1 protein-coding gene is annotated in these 297 nt (G+C 51.9%); it reads right to left on the bottom strand.

The window, feature by feature from the left end; all coding sequences use genetic code 11:
* The coding region (locus tag AC1M9A_RS14435; protein ID WP_481610494.1) for a contractile injection system protein, VgrG/Pvc8 family at positions 1-297 on the bottom strand (297 nt) is incomplete at both ends.

Below are 297 nucleotides of genomic sequence, written 5' to 3'. Positions count from 1 at the left end.
CTGAGCCTGCGCCTTCTTCTTGTTCGAGGGCTGTGGCTTGCCAGCGTTGTAGGTGGACTGCGGTGGGTTGTAGGCTACGTTGTCCGATAAAACTGGTGATGGTATCAAATTGTTCTGTCGCATCACTACGGTGGTAGCGGATGTTGCGTCGGTTAAGCGCTTGGTATTGGCTGTTGTCATCAATCAGGCGGAGCTTTTGTGCTTCGATCGGGCTGTTGTTGCTCGGTACAATCGGTTGGGCTTCATCAATGAGCCAGTTAATGCCTTCACTGCGTAGTAAGCGAGTCAGAAAGTCGT

The sequence above is a fragment of the Acinetobacter sp. ANC_7634 genome, assembly GCF_056779875.1.
The sequence above is the reverse complement of the archived record's forward strand: the minus strand, read 5'-3'. Positions and strand labels throughout refer to the sequence as shown.